This window comes from Ferrovibrio sp., assembly GCF_964218355.1.
Taxonomy (GTDB): Bacteria; Pseudomonadota; Alphaproteobacteria; order Ferrovibrionales; family Ferrovibrionaceae; genus Ferrovibrio.
The window spans coordinates 1-17,047 of sequence record NZ_CAXPMC010000007.1; the positions used below are offsets into that span (position 1 = coordinate 1).

At 68.1% G+C, this 17,047-nt stretch carries 13 protein-coding genes and 1 tRNA gene; 11 read left to right on the forward strand and 3 right to left on the reverse strand.

The genetic code is table 11. The annotated features are described in order from the left end of the window. The first annotated feature begins 208 nt into the window (after positions 1 to 208). Positions 209 to 1,393 carry an ABC transporter substrate-binding protein gene (locus ACEQZY_RS02635; RefSeq protein WP_341704104.1) on the forward strand — a complete coding sequence of 395 codons (1,185 nt, stop codon included), beginning with the start codon at positions 209 to 211 and terminating at the stop codon, positions 1,391 to 1,393. A 103-nt stretch (positions 1,394 to 1,496) separates the two neighbouring features. After that, positions 1,497 to 2,408 carry a DMT family transporter gene (locus ACEQZY_RS02640; protein WP_370152065.1) on the forward strand — a complete coding sequence of 304 codons (912 nt, stop codon included), beginning with the start codon at positions 1,497 to 1,499 and terminating at the stop codon, positions 2,406 to 2,408. Between the two features lie 95 nt (positions 2,409 to 2,503). Here ACEQZY_RS02640 and ACEQZY_RS02645 read toward each other — a convergent pair. After that, positions 2,504 to 2,580: transfer RNA gene (locus tag ACEQZY_RS02645), tRNA-Pro, on the reverse strand. Positions 2,581 to 2,688: 108 nt separating this feature from the next. Beyond that, the gene (locus ACEQZY_RS02650) at positions 2,689 to 3,735 is read right to left on the reverse strand and encodes a polyprenyl synthetase family protein (RefSeq protein ID WP_370152249.1); all 1,047 of its coding nucleotides are present in this window, start codon (positions 3,733 to 3,735) and stop codon (positions 2,689 to 2,691) included. 141 nt (positions 3,736 to 3,876) lie between these two features. Here ACEQZY_RS02650 and ACEQZY_RS02655 point away from each other — a divergent pair, with 141 nt between their 5' ends. The 6 genes from ACEQZY_RS02655 to ACEQZY_RS02680 all read left to right on the forward strand — a co-directional run bounded on the left by ACEQZY_RS02655 (position 3,877) and on the right by ACEQZY_RS02680 (position 11,927). Beyond that, positions 3,877 to 4,623: a tRNA1(Val) (adenine(37)-N6)-methyltransferase gene (locus ACEQZY_RS02655; protein ID WP_370152068.1), complete on the forward strand. Its 747-nt coding sequence runs from the start codon at positions 3,877 to 3,879 to the stop codon at positions 4,621 to 4,623. A 92-nt stretch (positions 4,624 to 4,715) separates the two neighbouring features. After that, positions 4,716 to 4,961 (forward strand): hypothetical protein, encoded by a 246-nt coding sequence (locus ACEQZY_RS02660; RefSeq protein ID WP_341703406.1) that lies wholly within the window; start codon positions 4,716 to 4,718, stop codon positions 4,959 to 4,961. Positions 4,962 to 5,133: 172 nt separating this feature from the next. Then, entirely contained in the window at positions 5,134 to 6,024 is an 891-nt protein-coding gene (locus ACEQZY_RS02665) for a glycine--tRNA ligase subunit alpha (RefSeq protein WP_341703410.1), read from the forward strand. A 4-nt stretch (positions 6,025 to 6,028) separates the two neighbouring features. Further along, the gene (gene glyS / locus ACEQZY_RS02670) at positions 6,029 to 8,098 is read left to right on the forward strand and encodes a glycine--tRNA ligase subunit beta (protein ID WP_341703409.1); all 2,070 of its coding nucleotides are present in this window, start codon (positions 6,029 to 6,031) and stop codon (positions 8,096 to 8,098) included. A gap of 7 nt (positions 8,099 to 8,105) precedes the next feature. After that, positions 8,106 to 10,967 (forward strand): pyruvate, phosphate dikinase, encoded by a 2,862-nt coding sequence (gene ppdK, locus ACEQZY_RS02675; protein ID WP_370152071.1) that lies wholly within the window; start codon positions 8,106 to 8,108, stop codon positions 10,965 to 10,967. 105 nt (positions 10,968 to 11,072) lie between these two features. Further along, complete coding sequence (locus tag ACEQZY_RS02680) at positions 11,073 to 11,927, forward strand: sulfite oxidase heme-binding subunit YedZ (protein ID WP_370152073.1); 855 nt, start codon at positions 11,073 to 11,075, stop codon at positions 11,925 to 11,927. Positions 11,928 to 11,940: 13 nt separating this feature from the next. On the opposite strand, the gene apbC is transcribed toward ACEQZY_RS02680, so the two are convergent. Then, the gene (gene apbC / locus ACEQZY_RS02685; RefSeq protein WP_370152076.1) at positions 11,941 to 13,116 is read right to left on the reverse strand and encodes an iron-sulfur cluster carrier protein ApbC; all 1,176 of its coding nucleotides are present in this window, start codon (positions 13,114 to 13,116) and stop codon (positions 11,941 to 11,943) included. A gap of 217 nt (positions 13,117 to 13,333) precedes the next feature. Between apbC and hflK the strand changes: the two genes are divergently transcribed. The 3 genes from hflK to ACEQZY_RS02700 are packed head-to-tail and all read left to right on the forward strand — an operon-like array spanning position 13,334 to position 16,921. Next, on the forward strand, positions 13,334 to 14,467 hold the full coding sequence (hflK, locus tag ACEQZY_RS02690; protein ID WP_341703402.1) for an FtsH protease activity modulator HflK: 1,134 nt from the start codon (positions 13,334 to 13,336) through the stop codon (positions 14,465 to 14,467). Between the two features lie 14 nt (positions 14,468 to 14,481). Further along, on the forward strand, positions 14,482 to 15,363 hold the full coding sequence (gene hflC / locus ACEQZY_RS02695) for a protease modulator HflC (RefSeq protein ID WP_341703401.1): 882 nt from the start codon (positions 14,482 to 14,484) through the stop codon (positions 15,361 to 15,363). 46 nt (positions 15,364 to 15,409) lie between these two features. Then, the gene (locus ACEQZY_RS02700; RefSeq protein WP_341703400.1) at positions 15,410 to 16,921 is read left to right on the forward strand and encodes a DegQ family serine endoprotease; all 1,512 of its coding nucleotides are present in this window, start codon (positions 15,410 to 15,412) and stop codon (positions 16,919 to 16,921) included. Positions 16,922 to 17,047: the final 126 nt, after the last annotated feature.

Sequence of the window (17,047 nt, forward strand, 5' to 3'; positions counted from 1 at the left end):
CCCGCGGCAATCGCCGCGGGCGTTTCTGATTCCGTATCCCGGGCCCGCGGCAATCGCCGCGGGCGTTTCTGATTCCGCATCCCGCGCGGCCCGTTTTGCGCCGCAAGAGAAAGGTCAGCAGGGTTGACGTAACGTCAATTCCCGCATGCAGCCCCGCGGTATCCGCGCTAGTGTTGCCCTGTAAAACAAAACAAACGGGGAGGTTCGCATGCGTAGGGTATCCGTAATCACGGCTGCTGCGGCGGCCGGGCTGGCCGTCACCGCCGGCAGCGTCCAGGCACAGAGCGTGCGCGGCGTCAGCAAGGACGAGATCGTCATCGGCATGCACACCGATCTCAGCGGTGTGGCGGCGTCGTATGGCGTGCATTCGTCCAACGCCATGCGCATGCGCATCGACGAGGTGAACGCCGCCGGCGGCGTACATGGCCGCAAGCTGCGGTTGATCGTCGAGGACAACCAGTACCAGGTGCCGCGTGCGGTGCAGGCCGCCAACAAGCTGATCAACCGCGACCGCATCTTCCTGATGGCCGGATCGCTCGGCACGCCGATGAACAATGCCGTGCTGCCTGACCAGCTGAAGGCCGGGGTGCCGAATTTCTTCCCGCTGACCGCGGCCCGGCAGATGTACCAGCCGTTCCACCGCCTGAAATTTGCCGGCGGTGCCAGCTATTACGACCAGATGCGGGCCGGGCTGAAATGGATGGTGGCCAACAAGGGCAAGAAGAAGATTTGCTCGCTGTACCAGGACACTGATTTCGGCAAGGAGATCTACGACGCCGCGGTCGACCAGACCAAGGCGATGAACATGCCGCTGATCGAGACCGCCACCAACAAGCCGGCGGATACCGATTTCACGGCGCAGATCACCAAGCTGCGCGGGGCCGGCTGCGACCTGATCGCCTCGGGCTCGATCGTCCGCGACGCCATCCTGCCCTATGCCACCGCACGCAAGATGGGCTGGAACGACGTCGATTTCATCGGCCAGTCGGCCAGCTATGACCAGATCGTCGCCGGTGCCAAGGGCAATGTGACGGAAGGCTTCTACACCATGGCCGGCACCATCCTGCCCTACCGCGACACCGCCGCGCCGCATCTGGCCGCCTGGATGGACCGCTACAAGGAGAAGTACAATACCGAGGTGAATATCGGCGCCATCTACGGCTATGCGCTGATGGACCAGGTGGTGATCGGTCTCGATCGCGCCGGCAAGAACCTGACCCTCGACAGCTTCATCAAGGGGATGGAATCGATCCAGGGCTATCGCGACATCTTCGGCGGTCCGGTGGTTTCCTACGGGCCGGACAAGCGGCAGGGCACCGACGAGAGTTTCCTGTTCGTGGTGAAGAACGGCCGCTTCGAGATGGTGGCCGGTCCGGTCAATTACGGCAGCTGACGGCCGCTGGCCGTCCGGCACGAATCCGGGCATGATCCGGAGGCCCGGCTGGCCCTGCCAGCCGGGCCTTTCCGTTTGCGCCGCCCCCGGAAGAAACACAACCATGTCCGCCGCCGTCCCGTACCGTCCCACCGCCAGCATTCCGCTCGGCATCACCTCCATGCTGATGGCTGTGGCCCTGTTCGGCGCCATGGATGCCCTGGTCAAATGGCTCACCGCCGGCTATCCCACCATCCAGATCATGTTTTTCCGCAGCGTCTTCGCGCTGCCGCCGGTGCTGCTGATGGTGGCGCGCGGCCCGCATGGCTTCGGCGCCCTGCGCACCCGCCAGCCGGTCGCCCATGCCACCCGGTCGCTGTTCGGGCTGGGCGCCATGCTGTGCTTCTTCTATTCCTACAGCTTCATGCCGCTGGCCGATGTCACCGCCATCGCCTTCTCGGCGCCGATCTTCATCGCCTTCCTGTCGGTCTGGCTGCTGGGCGAGACGGTCGGGCTGCATCGCTGGTCGGCCATCGTGGTCGGCTTCATCGGCATGCTGGTGATCGTGCGGCCAGGCATGGGCATGCTGCAGAGCGGCGCGCTGGTGGTGGTGGCCGCCACCGCGCTTTACGCACTGGCGATGATCCAGATCCGCAAGCTCGGCCGCACCGAGCCCTCGACCACCATCGCCTTTTATTTCACGCTGTTCTGCCTGGTCTTCACCGGGCTGGTCCTGCCCTGGTTCTGGGTGACGCCGACCCTGGCCGACCTGCCGCTGCTGGCGGGGGTCGGCCTGCTGGGTGGCTGCGCCCAGCTGCTGATGACCCGCGCCTATACCCTGGCGCCGGCCGCCGTGGTGGCGCCGTTCGACTACACCCACATGCTGTGGGCGGTGCTGCTGGGCTGGTATCTGTGGGGCGATTTCCCCGGCCTGCAGGTCTGGATCGGCTGCGCCATCGTGGTCGCCTCCGGCCTCTACATCCTGTACCGCGAGACGGTGCGCGGCGCCGCGGTGCCGAAGATCGCGACGGAATAGGGATCGCGACGGAATAGGGATCGCGGGGGCAGCGCCGCGACGGGGCATGGCCACGACGGGGCAGGGTGCAGATTGTCGGGAAGGGGATTTGGCGCTGGTCGGAGTGAGAGGATTCGAACCTCCGGCCCCTAGCTCCCGAAGCTAGTGCTCTACCAGGCTGAGCTACACTCCGAACCGGCGCGGGCGACTGTATACCCCCTGCAGGTCCGCCCCGCAAGGGCGGCCGGGGGGCGAAAATGGGCCCGGCGCGGGCCGGGCCAAAGGCAGGCCGATCAGGGAGTTACAGCGCGCGGTCGATGGCGAAATCGACCGCCTCGGCCAGCGCCGTGCGGGCCTCGCCGGCGGGGAAGACGGCCAGCGCCTGATGCGCCTTCTGGCCATAGGCCCGGGCCCGGGCCAGGGTCTCGGCGATGGTGCCGTGGCGCTCGATATGGCGCAGGGCCTGCGGCCAGTCGCTGTCGCTCTGGCTGGCCGGGTCCTCGATCACCCGGCGCCAGAACTGGCGCTCGGTCTCGCTGCCCTTGTTGAAGGCCAGCACCACCGGCAGGGTGACCTTGCCTTCGCGGAAATCGTCGCCGGTATTCTTGCCCAGCGTGCCGCCATCCGACGCATAGTCGAGCGCGTCGTCGACCAGCTGGAAGGCGATGCCGAGGAAGCGGCCGTAATCGTCCAGCGCCTGCACCTCCGCCTGCGGGCGGTCGGCGATCACCGCGCCGACCCGGCAGGCGGCGGCGAACAGCGCCGCCGTCTTCGATTCGATCACCTTCAGGTAATCCGCCTCGGTGGAATCCATGTCGTTGGCGGTCATCAGCTGCAGCACCTCGCCCTCGGCGATGATCGCCGAAGCCTCGGCCAGGATGCGCAGCACCTCCAGCGAGCGGGTTTCCACCATCAGCTGGAAGGCGCGGCTGAACAGGAAGTCGCCCACCAGCACCGAGGGCTGGTTGCCCCAGACCATGTTGGCGGTGGCGTTGCCGCGGCGGCGCTCGCTCTCGTCGACCACATCGTCATGCAGCAGGGTGGCGGTATGGATGAATTCGACGCAGGCGGCCAGCAGCACATGGCGGTCGCCGCCATAGCCGCACAGGCTGGCGGCGCCCAGCGTCAGCAGCGGCCGGATGCGCTTGCCGCCGGCGGCGATCAGGTGGCTGGCCAGTTCCGGGATCAGGGTCACGTCGCTGGCCATGCGGCGCAGGATTTCCTGGTTCACGGCCGCCATGTCGTCGGCGACCATGCGGCGCAGGCGTTCGATGCCCGGCTGGCGGCGGTCGGGACCGGCACCATCCCGTTCGTCGGTGGCCGGCTGCTGTTTCGGGGCGGTCTGCACCACGCGGTAAGCCCATCATTGTGTTCGCGGTTACGGCTGGAGCATAGTGGGATGACTAGGCCGGTCAAGCGCCGCCCCGGTTCGCCTGACCATCCTGTGACATGCAAACACCTGTAATTGCGTCCTGATCTCCATATCCCGATGACCGCCGCCGAACATACCCGCGACGCCCTGCTGGGCGGCCGCATCCGGATCGAACAGCCCCGCCGCGGCCAGCGGGCCTCGGCCGATGCGGTGATGCTGGCGGCTGCGGTGCCGGCCCGGCGCGGCCAGCGCGCGCTCGATCTCGGCTGCGGCAGCGGGGTCGGCATGCTCTGCCTGGCGGCGCGGGTGCCGGGCGTCGCCGTCGACGGCGCCGAGATCCAGCCCGACCTGGCCGCGCTCTGCGCCCGCAACATCGCGCTGAACGACATGGCCGACCGCCTGCAGGTGGTTGCGGGCGACATCCGCCGCCGCATCGCCGGCCTGACGCCGAACGGCTATGACCATGTTTTCGCCAACCCGCCCTATTTCGACAGCGCCCGCCACCGGGCCTCGCCCCATGTCGGCCGCGCCACCGCGCGCAGCGAAAGCGGCGCGGCCGACCTGGCCGAGTGGATCGCCGCCATGCTGCGCCATGCGAAGCCGGGCGGCCGGCTGACCCTGATCCACAAGGCCGAACGGCTGGGCGACATCCTGCAGGTGCTGGGAAAGAAGGCGGGCGGGGTGCGCGTCGTGCCGCTGTATTCGAAGGCCGGCCAGCCGGCCAAGCGGATGATCCTGTCGGCCGTGAAGGACAGCCGGGCGCCGCTGCAGCTGGATGCCGGCCTGGTGCTGCACCGGGAGGATGGCAGCTATTTCCCCGACGTGGACGCCATGCTGCGCGAGGGGGCGGCCTTCCCGCGCTGAGGGACCCGGGTCTTGCAGCGGGGACCCCGATCCGTCACCCTGCTGTCATCCACGGATACCCCACCAGCCAGCCCAGCCTGTCACGCCCCGGAATGCTCAAGTTTCTCCTGCTGATTCTCGCGATTCTCGCCGTCTGGTACGGCTATCGCTACGTCAATCGCCCGAAACCGCCGCCGCCGCCGGTGCCGCCGGCCGGAACGAAGCCGGGAACGCCGCCGGAGGCCGCCGCCGCGCCGCGGGCCGAGGACATGGCGGCCTGTGCCGTCTGCGGCACCTATGTGGCGGAATCGACGGCAAAATCCTGCGGCCGAAGCGACTGCCCGTATCCGCCGGCCTGATCCGCCGGCGCGCCGCCCGCCCGCCGCCCGCCAGGCCCCGCAACGGCCCGGAATACGCCGGCCACATGCCTTGACCCCATGGCGGGGGGTGGTTAAGGTCCGGCCCGGTTTTCGACCACCCAACCAACGCAAAGGCGAGAGCGCAGAGGACCTTACGATGGCGCCCACCGGAATCGCCGCGGCTTCGTCGTTTCAGGACCTGATCCTCACGCTTCAGTCCTACTGGTCGCGGCAGGGTTGCATCCTGCTGCAGCCCTATGACATGGAAGTCGGGGCCGGCACCTTCCACCCGGCCACCACGCTGCGCGCGCTGGGTCCGGAGCCGTGGAATGCGGCTTATGTGCAGCCCTCGCGCCGGCCGAAGGACGGCCGCTATGGCGACAACCCGAACCGGCTGCAGCATTACTACCAGTTCCAGGTGATCCTGAAGCCGAGCCCGGAAAACGTGCTCGACCTCTATCTCGGCTCGCTGGCCGCCATCGGCATCGATTCGAAGCGCCACGACATCCGCTTCGTCGAGGATGACTGGGAAAGCCCGACGCTGGGCGCCTGGGGGCTGGGCTGGGAAGTCTGGTGCGACGGCATGGAAGTGACGCAGTTCACGTACTTTCAGCAGGTCGGTGGCTTCGACTGCGATCCGGTCGCCGCCGAGATCACCTACGGCCTCGAACGCCTGGCCATGTATATCCAGGGCAGGAACAGCGTCTACGACCTCGATTTCAACGGCCGCGGCGTGAAATACGGCGAGGTGTTCCACCAGGCCGAACGCGAATTCTCCGCCTACAATTTCGAGCATGCGGATACCGAGCAGCTGTTCCGCCGTTTCGCCGATGTCGAGCGCGAATGCCAGCAGCTGGTTGCCGCCGGGCTGGCGCTGCCGGCCTATGACCAGTGCATGAAGGCCAGCCATACCTTCAACCTGCTGGATGCCCGCGGCGTCATCTCGGTCACCGAGCGCGCCGCCTATATCGGCCGCGTGCGCGCCATGGCCAAGGCCTGCTGCGCCCAGTGGCTGAAGGCGCGCGGCCATAACAGCATCGTCGAAGCGGCCGGGGGCGCCTGAGATGCTGGGCGAACTGCTGCTGGAACTGCATTCCGAAGAGATTCCCGCGCGCATGCAGCAGCGTGCGGCGGAAGACCTCGCGCGCCTGGTCGGCGAGGGGCTGAAGAAGGCCGGCCTGGCTTTCGAGGCCGCCGAGACCTATGTGACGCCGCGCCGGCTGGCGCTGGTGGTGAAGGGGCTGCCGCGCAGCCAGCCCGACCTGCGCGAGGAAAAGAAGGGACCGCGCGTCGGCGCGCCCGATGCCGCCGTGCAGGGCTTCCTGCGCGGTGCCGGCCTCTCCTCGCTCGAACAATGCGAGAAGCGCGATACCGGCAAGGGCGAATTCTGGTTCGCCGTGGTCGAGAAGCAGGGCGCCGCCACGGCCGCCGTGCTGCAGCAGATCCTGCCGGAAGCCCTGGCGGCGCTGCCCTGGCCGAAATCCATGCGCTGGGGCGGCAACGCCCTGCGCTGGGTGCGGCCGCTGCATGCGATCCTCTGCCTGTTCGAGGGGCAGACCGTGCCGTTCCGCTTCGGCCATCTCATCGCCGGCGACAGCACCTGCGGCCACCGCTTCATGGCGCCCGAGCGCTTTGCCGTGCGCGATGCCGCCGATTATCTGCGCCGCCTGCGCGCGGCTTATGTCGAGCCGGATTTCGCCGCCCGCCGCGCCACCGTGCTCAAGGATGCCGCCCATGCCGCCGCCAACGAGGGGCTGGCGCTGGTCGACGATCCCGGCCTGGCCGACGAGGTGACCGGCCTGGTGGAACAGCCGGTGGTGCTGCTGGGCGCGATCCCGCAGGAATACATGGCGGTGCCGCGCGAGGTGCTGACCACCACCATGCGCGCGCACCAGAAGTATTTCGCCCTGAACACGAAGGACGGTGCGCTGGCGCCGCGTTTCGTGATCGTCGCCAACACCCTGACCAACGACGGCGGCAAACAGGTGGTCGCCGGCAACGAGCGCGTGCTGAATGCCCGCCTGTCGGATGCCAAGTTCTTCTGGGACCAGGATCGCCGGGCGACGCTGGAAAGCCGCCTGCCGGCGCTGAAGGACATCGTCTTCCACGCGAAGCTGGGCACCGTGGCGCAGAAGGTGGAGCGCGTCGAGCGGCTGGCCTACGAGATCGCCACTGCCACCGGCGCCGATGCCAAACAGGCGCGCCGCGCCGCCCGGCTGGCCAAGGCCGACCTCGTCACCGGGCTGGTCGGCGAATTCCCGGAGCTGCAGGGCATCATGGGCCGCTATTACGCGCTGCATGACGGCGAGCCCGAGGCGGTCGCCGGCGCCATCGCCCAGCATTATGCGCCGCAGGGCCCGAACGAGGCCTGCCCGTCGGACCCGGTCGCCGTCGCCGTGGCGCTGGCCGACAAGATCGACACGCTGGCCGGCTTCTTCGCCATCGACGAGAAGCCGACCGGCTCGAAGGACCCCTATGCGCTGCGCCGCGCGGCTCTGGGCGTGATCCGGCTGGTGATCGAGAACCGGCTGACCCTGCCGCTGCGCGGGCTGTTCCGCTCGGCCCTGTCGCTGCAGATCGTGCAGGCGGCGGCGGAGCGCAGCCCGGTCGAGGAGCTGATGCAGTTCTTCGTCGACCGCCTGAAGGTGCATCTGCGCGAGCAGGGCGTGCGCCACGACCTGATCGCCGCCGTCTTCGCCAAGGGCGGCGACGACGATCTGGTGCGGGTGCTGGCCAAGGTGGATGCGCTGGCGCGTTTCCTGACCGAGGCCGATGGCGGCAACCTGCTGGTCGCCTACCGCCGCGCCAACAACATCGTGCGCGCCGAGATGAAAAAGACGCCGGACCTGACGCTCGGCGAGGTGGATGGCCACCTGATCGCCGCCGAGGAAGAGAAGGCGCTGGTCGCTGCCCTGGCCGAATTCGGCCGCGAGGCCACGGCCAAGATTCACGACGAGGCGGCCTTCCGTCATTATCTCGCCACGCTGGCGCGGCTGCGGCAGCCGGTTGACGCGTTCTTCGAACGTGTCACCGTGAATGCCGAGGATGCCGCCATCCGCCGCAACCGTCTCAGCCTGCTGTCGGCCGTCGCCGGCAGCATGGACCGCATCGCCGAATTTTCCCAGATCGAGGGGTAAGAAAGCCATGGCCAAGCCGAAGACGAAAGCCGCCAGGACCAAAAAGGCCGCGAAGGCCGCGAAGACGGCTGTCGCCAGGAAGGCCAAAGCCGTGAAGAAGACGGCGAAGGCGGCTGTGAAGAAGGTCGCGAAGAAGGCCGCGAAAAGGGTCGTGAAGAAAGCCGTGAAGGCGGCGGCCGCGAAGCTGCAGAAGGGCAAGCTGGTCTACACCTTCGGCGACGGCCGCGCGGAAGGCCGCGCCGGCATGCGCGAACTGCTGGGTGGCAAGGGTGCCAACCTCGCCGAGATGTCCAATCTCGGCCTGCCGGTGCCGCCGGGTTTCACCATCACCACCGAGGTCTGCACCGCCTATTACGACAACGGCCGCAAATATCCGAAGGATCTTGCCGGCCAGGTCGATGCGGCGCTGGCGAAGGTCGAGAAGCTGGTCGGTGCGAAATTCGGCGATGCGAAGATGCCGCTGCTGGTCTCGGTGCGCTCGGGCGCGCGTGCCTCGATGCCGGGCATGATGGATACCGTGCTCAATCTCGGCCTCAACGATGTCACCGTCGAGGCGCTGGCGCGGCAGTCGGGCAACGAGCGTTTCGCCTGGGACAGCTACCGCCGCTTCATCCAGATGTATTCCGATGTCGTGCTCGGCGTCGGCCACGAGCATTTCGAGGAACTGCTCGAGATGCACAAGGAAGAGCATGGCCTGGTGCTGGATACCGAGCTGAAGGCCGCCGACTGGAAGCACCTGGTTGCCGCCTACAAGAAGAAGGTGGCCGAGGAGCTGGGCCGGCCCTTCCCGCAGGATGTGCGCGACCAGCTGTGGGGCGCCATCGGCGCCGTCTTTTCCAGCTGGATGAACCAGCGCGCCATCACCTACCGCGCCCTGCATCACATCCCGGCCTCGTGGGGCACGGCGGTGAACGTGCAGGCGATGGTGTTCGGCAATATGGGCGAGACGTCGTGCACCGGCGTCGCCTTCACCCGCGATCCGTCCACCGGCGAGAAGACCTATTACGGCGAATACCTGATCAACGCCCAGGGCGAGGATGTCGTTGCCGGCATCCGCACCCCGCAGCAGCTGACCAAGGCCGCGCGGCTGGCGGTCGGCAACCAGCTGCCGTCGATGGAAGAATCGATGCCGCCGACATTCAGGCAGCTAGTCGCGGTGTTCCAGAAGCTGGAAAAGCATTACCGCGACATGCAGGACATCGAATTCACGGTCCAGCAGGGCAAGCTGTGGATGCTGCAGACCCGCTCGGGCAAGCGCACCGCCAAGGCGGCGATCAAGATCGCCGTCGACATGGTGAAGGAGAAGCTGATCGGCCAGGCCGAGGCCGTCTCGCGCATCGATCCGTCCTCACTGGACCAGCTGCTGCATCCGACGCCCGATCCGAAGGCGGAGCGCAAGGTGGTGGCCAAGGGCCTCGCCGCCTCGCCGGGTGCGGCATCCGGCAAGGTGGTGTTCCAGGCCGACGAGGCCGAGAAGATGGCGCAGAAGGGCGAGGCGGTGATTCTCTGCCGCGTCGAGACCTCGCCGGAAGACATCCACGGCATGCATGCCGCGAAAGGCATCCTCACCGCCCGCGGCGGCACCACCAGCCATGCGGCGGTGGTCGCCCGCGGCATGGGCCGGCCCTGCGTGTCCGGCGCCGGCAGCATCCGCATCGACTATGCCGCCAACCGCATGACCTCGGGCGATGTCGTCATCAGCAAGGGTGACGTGATCACCATCGACGGCTCCACCGGCGAGGTGATCCTCGGCCTGATGCCGATGATCGAGCCGCAGCTGTCGGGCGATTTCGGCCTGCTGATGGGCTGGGCCGACAAGCTGCGCAAGCTGAAGGTGCGCACCAATGCCGAAACCCCGGCCGATGCCGAGACGGCGGTGCGCTTCGGCTGCGAAGGCATCGGCCTGTGCCGCACCGAGCACATGTTCTTCGATGCCGACCGCATCACCGCGGTGCGCGAGATGATCCTGTCGCCGGCGGTCGAGGGCCGCCGCAAGGCACTGGCGAAGATCCTGCCGATGCAGCGCGACGACTTCGTCCAGCTGTTCAGGATCATGGCCGGCCGCCCGGTCACCATCCGCCTGCTCGACCCGCCGCTGCACGAATTCCTGCCCAAGACCGATGCCGATTTCGAGGCGGTCGCCCGCGGCACCGGCCTCAGCGTCGATGCCCTGCGCGAGCGCAAGAAGGCGCTGGAGGAGACCAACCCGATGCTGGGGCATCGCGGCTGCCGTCTCGGCATCAGCTATCCGGAAATCTACGAGATGCAGGCGCGCGCCATCTTCGAGGCGGCGGTGCTGGTCTCGAAGTCCGGCGGCAAGCCGGTCGAGCCGGAGGTGATGATCCCGCTGGTCGCCACCAAGGCCGAGATCGACATCCTGAAGGGCAAGGTCGATGCGGTTGCCGCCGCCGTGTTCAAGGAACAGGGCCGCAAGGTGAAATACCTGGTCGGCACCATGATCGAACTGCCGCGCGCCGCCCTGCGCGCCGCCGAGATCGCGCAGACCGCCGAGTTCTTCTCGTTCGGCACCAACGACCTGACCCAGACCACGCTGGGCATCAGCCGCGACGATTCGGCCCTGTTCATGGAAGACTATCTGAAGGCCGGCATCTTCGAGCGCGATCCCTTCGTCAGCATCGACCAGGCCGGCGTCGGCGAGCTGGTGCAGCTGGCCGCCCAGCGCGGCCGCGATGCCCGCAAGGGGATCAAGCTGGGCATCTGCGGCGAGCATGGCGGCGACCCGTCGTCGGTGCGCTTCTGCCACAATGCCGGCCTCGATTATGTCTCCTGCTCGCCCTACCGGGTGCCGATCGCCCGACTGGCCGCCGCGCAGGCGGCGATCAGCGAGGAGCAGGCCAGCGAGGCCTGAGCCCCGCCCGCGGTTCACGCAACAGTGAAGCGGCGCCGGATCATCCCGGCGCCGCTTTCGTTTTTGTTATTTGTCCGGCCGGGCCGGATCGGGCAGGGTGCCGCCATGCTGTCTCCCGCCATCCTGCCCTGGACCGAACGCAACGGCGCGGTCTCGCCGCTGCGGCTGCTCGGTTTCCTGCTGCTCTGCCTGCCCGCCGCCGGGATCGCCTGGCAGGCGGGTGCCGGCATGCTGGGGCCGCGCCCCTATGACGAGGCCCTGCACCAGGCCGGCCTGTGGGCGGTGCGGCTGCTGCTGGTGGTGCTGGCGGTCACGCCGCTGCGCCGGCTGCTGCGCTGGCCGCGGCTGCTGGTGCTGCGCCGGCAGATCGGCGTCGCCGTGATGGGCTATGCCCTGCTGCATCTGGCGCTCTATGCCGGCGATCAGGCCTGGAACCTGGCCAGGGTGGCCACCGAGATCGCCACCCGGATCTACCTGGTGATCGGTTTCGTCGCGCTCTGCGGCCTGGTCGCGCTCGGCGTCACCTCCGCCGATGGCATGATCCGCCGCCTCGGCGCCCGCCGCTGGCAGGCCCTGCACCGGATCGTCTATGTCATCGGCGTGCTGGCGCTGGTGCATTTCCTGCTGCAGAGCAAGCGCGACATGGCCACGCCGATTCTCTATCTCGGTCTGCTGGCCTGGCTGCTGGGCTATCGTGCCGCCCATGCGCTGAAGATGATGGAGCGGCCGTGGCAGCTGCTGCCGCTGGCCCTGCTGGCCGGGCTGGCGACGGCCGGGATCGAATATGGCTGGTATGCGCTGTTCACCCAGATTCCGGCCGGCCGGGTGCTGGCCGCCAATCTCGATTTCGCCTTCCGCATCGCGCCGGCCTGGTGGGTGGCCGCTGCCGGCCTTGTCATGGCGCTGCTGGCCTGGCTGCGCGGGCAGCGGGATGCACGCCGCCGGCTGGTGCCGGCCTGACGGCGGCCATTCCCTATTCGACGACGATGCGCGGTCCGGCCTGGGCCGGTGCCGCCGCCAGCTTTGCCGCCACCTTTTCCGCGATGGCCAGGTAGGCCTTCGCCTCGTCGCTGCCGGGCTGGCTGGCGACGATCGGCGTGCCGCCGTCGGAGGTTTCGCGGATCGCCATGTTCAGCGGCAGTTCGCCGAGGAAATCGACGCCCAGTTCGCCGGCAGTGCGCCGGGCGCCGCCATGGGAGAAGATGTCGCTGCGGTGGCCGCAATTCGGGCAGCAGAAATAGCTCATGTTCTCGATGATGCCGAAGACCGGCACATCGACGCGGCGGAACATGTTCAGGCCCTTGCGGGCATCCAGCAGGGCGATGTCCTGCGGCGTCGAGACGATCACCGCACCGGCCAGCGGCACGCGCTGGGCCATGGTCAGCTGGGCATCGCCGGTGCCCGGCGGCAGGTCGACCACCAGCACGTCCAGCTCGCCCCAGGCGACATCGCGCAGCATCTGTTCCAGCGCGCTCATCACCATCGGCCCGCGCCAGATCATCGGCGTGTCCTCGGCCACCATGTAGCCCATCGACATGGTGGGAATGCCCCAGCCGCGCATCGGCAGCAGCCGCTTGCCGTCGGGCGATTCAGGTTTGCCGCTGATCCCCATCATGCGCGGCACCGAGGGGCCGTAGATGTCGGCATCCAGCAGGCCGGCCTTCAGGCCCAGCGTCTGCAGGGCGAGGGCGAGGTTGACCGCCGTGGTCGACTTGCCGACGCCGCCCTTGCCCGAGGCGACCGCGATCACCGAGCGGATGCCCGGAATGGCCGGCTTCTGGCCGACCTGTGGCGGGCCCCCGGGCGTGCTGTCGGCAGCATTTCCGGCCGGCCGGCCATGGCCATGCCCGCCATGGCTGTGGGTATGCGCCGGAGACGGAGCATTCCGGGTGCCAGGTGCCCGCTCGGCGGTCATCACCACCGTGGCCGAGGTCACCCCGGGCAGGGCCGCCGCCGCCTGTTCGCAGGCCTTGCGCAGGGGTTCCAGGGCGGTGCCGGCCGCGGGATCGACCTCCAGAACGAAGCCGACATTGCTGCCTTTCACCACCAGACCGCTGATCATGCCCAGTTCGACCACATTCCGGCCATGATCTGTGGCCACAACTTTGCGCAATGCGTCGAGAACTTGCGCCTCAGTTACCCCGGTCATGCTTGAAATCCCTGTAAACGTTCCAATATTGTCGGCTGTTATCTGTTGAGAGGCAGGATCGGCCAGCTGCTGATATATCGCGGCGGGCCGGACCGGGCAATTCGCCGGACCGGCGGCAGGCATCCCGGGAACGGAATATCGGGGCGGCCAGGCGGCGCATCCCGGCAGCACACAAGCCCGTCAGAAAACGGGCGCCAGCGAAAGAGGACGGAAAAGGATGCCCTGGAGCAATCAAGGTGGGGGTTGGCAAGGCGGTGGCGGTGGCCGCGGTCCCTGGGGTCAGGGCCCGCGCGGCAACGGCCCGCAGGGCCCGGGCGGCGGCGGCTTCGGCGGCCCCAATCCCCCCAACCTGGAGGAACTCCTGCGCAAGAGCCAGGACCGCTTCCGTCAGATGATGCCCGGCGGCAGCGTTTCCGGCCGCGGCATCCTGCTGCTGGTCCTGGTTGCCATCGCCGTCTGGCTGGGCACCGGCGTCTACCGTGTCGATACCGACGAACAGGGCGTGGTGCTGCGTTTCGGCAAGGTGCATGCCGTCACCGAGCCGGGCCTGCGCTATCGCCTGCCCTGGCCGATCGAGGCGGTGCTGACGCCCAAGGTGACCACGGTGAACCGCGAGGAGATCGGCTTCCGCTCGATCGGCGAGCTGCCCGGCCGCGGCGGCCAGCAGCGCGACGTGCCCGAGGAAAGCCTGATGCTGACCGGCGACGAGAACATCGTCGACATCGACTTCACCGTGCTGTGGCAGGTGAAGGATGCCGGCCAGTACCTGTTCAACGTGGTCGACCCGTCGCGCACCATCAAGCAGGTCGCCGAAAGCGCCATGCGCGAGGTGGTCGGCAAGAACAACATCCAGTTCATCCTGACCGACGGCCGCACCAAGGTCGCCAATGACACCCGCGACCTGATCCAGCAGATCCTCGACGGCTACCGGGCCGGCGTGGTGGTGACCCAGGTGGCGCTGCAGCGCACCGAGCCGCCGTCGTCGGTGATCGACGCCTTCCGCGACGTGCAGGCCGCCCAGGCTGACCGCGAGCGCGCCCAGAACGAGGCCGAGGCCTACCGCAACGACATCGTGCCGCGCGCCCGCGGCGAGGCGCAGCGCATCCTGCAGCAGGCGGAAGCCTACAAGCAGGAGACCGTCGCCAATGCCCAGGGTGACGCCAGCCGCTTCACCCAGATCTACGAGCAGTACCGCCAGGCCAGGGAAGTGACCGCGAAGCGCATGTATCTCGAAACCATGGAACAGCTGCTGCAGGGCGCCAACAAGGTGATCATCGACCGCAACGGCGGCAGCGGCGTCGTGCCATACCTGCCGCTGCCCGAGCTGCAGAAGCAGCAGCAGAAGCGCTGAGGGAGGAGACCGCCATGAACCGTTCGCTCGTCATCCTCGCCGTCATCGTCGTGGCCGCCGCTTTCCTCGTGAAGAGCGCGCTGTTCACCGTGCAGCAGGCCCAGCAGGCCCTGGTCGTGCAGTTCGGCGATCCCCGCAAGGTGATCACCGAGCCGGGCCTGAACTTCAAGATCCCGTTCATCCAGGATGTCGTGATGTTCGACAAGCGTATCCTGGGCCTCGATGCGCAGCCCGAGGAAATCCTGACCACCGACCAGCGCCGCCTGCTGGTGGACAGCTTCGTGCGGTACCGCATCGTCAATCCGCTGCTGTTCTACCAGACCGTCCGCAACGAGTTCGGCCTGCGCGGCCGGCTTGCGCCGTCCGTCGCCAACGCCCTGCGCGGCGCCTTCGGCAAGCTGGACGCGGTGACCATCATCTCGGGCGACCGGCCGCGGGCGATGGAACAGGTCTACAACTCGCTGCAGGACGATGCCCGCCGGCTCGGCATCGAGGTGGTCGACGTGCGCATCAAGCGTGCCGACTTCCCCGAGACGATCAGTCAGGCGATCTTCCGCCGCATGCAGACCGAACGCCAGCGCGAGGCCAACGAGCAGCGTGCCACCGGCGCCGAGCTTGGCGAGAAGATCCGGGCCGAGGCCGAGCGCCAGCGCACCATCCTGCTGGCCGAGGCACGCCGCAAGTCGGAAATCCTGCGCGGCGAGGGCGATGCCGAACGCACCAAGATTTTTGCCGATGCCGCCGGCAAGGACCCGGAATTCTACGCTTTCTACCGCTCGCTGCAGGCTTACTCCAAGGCGCTGCAGCCGGGCGACACCACCATGGTGCTGTCGCCGGATTCGGAGTTCTTCCGCTATTTCGAGACGCCGCCGGGCGTGGCGCGTCCGCAGAAGTGAAGCCCGTTTGGTCCGCCGCCGGCAGGGCGGCGGGGAGGTAGGTGAGATGACGACCATCCTGCAGCGCGGAGCCATCCGCAAGTCCGGGCGCCTGCCGGCCATGGCGGTTGCCCTCGTGCTGGCGCTGGGCATCGGCTTCGGCCCGGCCGCCCAGGCGCGGCCGCCGGAAGGCGATTTCGCCGACCTGGCCGAAAAGCTGCTGCCGGCGGTGGTCAACATTTCGACCACCCAGACGGTGAAGGCCGGCAGCGTGCCCGACGGCATGCCGCAATTCCCGCCCGGCTCGCCCTTCGAGGAATTCTTCAAGGATTTCTTCGAGCGCCAGCAGCGCGAGGGCGGCGGCAAGGGCCCGCCGCGCCAGGTCTCGTCGCTGGGTTCGGGCTTCATCGTCGATGCCCGCGGCTATGTGGTGACCAACAACCACGTGATCGCCGAGGCCGACCAGGTGCGGGTCATCCTGCATGACAATACCGAGCTGGAGGCCAAGATCGTCGGCCGCGACCCGGAGATCGACCTTGCCGTGCTCAAGGTCGAACCGAAGAAGCCGCTGACCGCGGTTTCCTGGGGCGATTCCGACAAGCTGCGCGTCGGCGAATGGACGCTGGCGATCGGCAATCCCTTCGGGCTGGGCGGCACGGTCACCGCCGGCATCGTCTCGGCCCGCGGCCGCGACATCAATGCCGGCCGCTACGACGACTTCATCCAGACCGATGCCTCGATCAACAAGGGCAATTCCGGCGGCCCGCTGTTCAGCAAGGCCGGCGACGTGATCGGCATCAACACCGCGATCTTCTCGCAGTCGGGCGGCTCGATCGGCATCGGCTTCGCCGTGCCGGCCAACCTGGCGCGGCCGGTGGTGCAGCAGCTGATCGAGTTCGGCCGCACCCGGCGCGGCTGGCTCGGCGTGCAGATCCAGTCGGTCACCGACGAGATGGTCGAGGCGCTGGGCCTGAAGGAAGCCCGCGGTGCCCTGGTCGCCAAGGTGATCCCCGGCGGCCCGGCAGAGAAGGCCGGCATCGAATCCGGCGACGTGATCGTCGGCGTCGACGGCCGCCCGGTGCCCAGCACCAATGCGCTGACCCGCGCGGTGGCAGAAATCGCGGTCGGCCGCACCGTTGCCATCGAGATCATCCGCAAGGGCAAGCGCAACAGCGTGCGCGCCACCCTCGGCGAGCTGGAGGCGGCGCTGGCGACGGCGCGGGCCGAGACCCGCGGCAAGGACGACACCGCCCGCAGCAAGGCCGGCAAGAACGAGACCGATCTGGCCGATCTCGGCCTGCGGGTGGCGCCGCTGAGCAAGGAGCTGCGCAGGCAGTACGACATCAAGGACGACGTCAAGGGCGTGGTGATCACCGATGTCGACCCGGAAGGGCCGGCGGCCAAGCGCGATGTGCGCGCCGGCGACGTGATCATCGAGGTGTCGCAGTCGGAGGTGCGCAATCCCGACGATGTGGCCGAGATGCTGAAGGCCCTGAAGGACGCCAAGCGCAAGGTCGCCCTGCTGCAGATCCAGCGCTCGGGCGAGCCGCGCTTCGTGCCGGTTCCGCTGAAGTCGTAAGGGCCCCTGAAGTCATAGGTCCGCCGAAGTCGTAAGGGTTCTGTTGTCGCCCCCGGACTTGATCCCAGGGCCCCGTTTCAAAACGGGATGCCCGGGTCGGGCCCGGGCATGACAAGAAGAGAAGCA